This is a genomic window from Micromonospora sp. DT31, assembly GCF_049841795.1.
Taxonomy (GTDB): domain Bacteria; phylum Actinomycetota; class Actinomycetes; order Mycobacteriales; family Micromonosporaceae; genus Micromonospora.
The window spans coordinates 1-1,062 of record NZ_JBNCKZ010000060.1 but is presented as its reverse complement, the minus strand read 5'-3'; the positions used below and the strand labels follow the sequence as shown (position 1 = coordinate 1,062).

The 1,062-nt window shown below is 67.6% G+C and carries 2 protein-coding genes; one reads left to right on the top strand and one right to left on the bottom strand.

Annotated elements, in window-relative coordinates; all coding sequences use genetic code 11:
* Positions 1-42 precede the first annotated feature (42 nt).
* On the bottom strand, positions 43-777 hold the full coding sequence (locus tag ACLQ2X_RS28370; protein WP_425684136.1) for a transposase family protein: 735 nt from the start codon (positions 775-777) through the stop codon (positions 43-45).
* On the opposite strand from ACLQ2X_RS28370, the gene ACLQ2X_RS28365 reads away from it, so the two are divergent.
* The coding region (locus tag ACLQ2X_RS28365) for a hypothetical protein (protein ID WP_425684135.1) at positions 754-1,062 on the top strand (309 nt) is incomplete at its 3' end. The genes ACLQ2X_RS28370 and ACLQ2X_RS28365 overlap by 24 nt on opposite strands.

The following is a 1,062-nucleotide window of genomic DNA, read 5'->3' as shown; positions in this document are numbered from 1 at the left end:
ACGACCTCGTGCGTGGTTGGCGGTAGCAGGATCTGTGCCGTCTCATCGTTGGTGGGGTGCGGCGGGTAGGGCACGGATTCGTCGAGGGTGGTGTTCGGTGCGGTCGGTGTGTTGGTGGTCGGACAGGAGCCCGGCGATGGCGCGCACGCTGGTGTCGAAGGAATCGCGGCGGCCGTGGTAGCGGCCGAGGATTCGCCAGTTCTTGAGATGTCCGATGGCGTGCTCGACCCGGATGCGCTGGGAGGAGTGCCGTTTACGGGAGGCCTCGTGGGCGGCGATGACGCTCGGTGGCAGGGAGGCTTGACGCTTGCGTGGCTTGGGCCTGGGGGTGATGACCGCGCCGTTGGTGTCGGTGCCGAGGCCCTGGTAGCCGGCGTCGGCGAGGATCTGAACGTCCAGGGGTGCGTTCAGGAGAAGGTCGACCAGGCCGGCGGTGCGGGCCTGGGTGAGGTCATGCATGGAGCCGGGACGTGTCTCTCCGCAGAACAGCAACCGCCCGAGCGGATCGCAGATCACCAGGGCTTTGATGGTGTTGAGTCGGGCCTTGCCGGACACGAACCGGTCTCGACCTGGTCGACCCGCGATCGGCCGACGGACGCGGACTTCGGTGGCGTCCATCAACGCCTGCGGGTGGTGTCCGAGGTAGGCCACCACGTCGGAGAGGGTCCGGAGCCGGACGCCGTCGTGCACCAGGCAGCCGCGTTCGGCCAGTAGCGGGCGGATCTCGGCGATGCTGCGGCTGATCGTTGAGCGGTGGACACCGAACCAGGCGGCCACGACGTCGTGGGTCAGCCCGTGGCGGAGATGGACCAAGGTGGCCAGCAGCCGGTCAACGAACTCGAACCGGTGCTTGGCGCCTGCTCCGATGCGGCGACGGCGGGTTCGCGCACCGAGCCGGTCATGGTGCTGTGCCCGCCACCGCGGCTCCAGCTCGGTGACCAGGTCCTCAATCACGGAGCGGGACAGGCCCGTCAACCGCCGGTTCGTCAAGATCGCAGCACCCACCATGACGCGAACAACGATCATCAATGCTCAAGGATCTGCAACCATGCACGAGGTCGT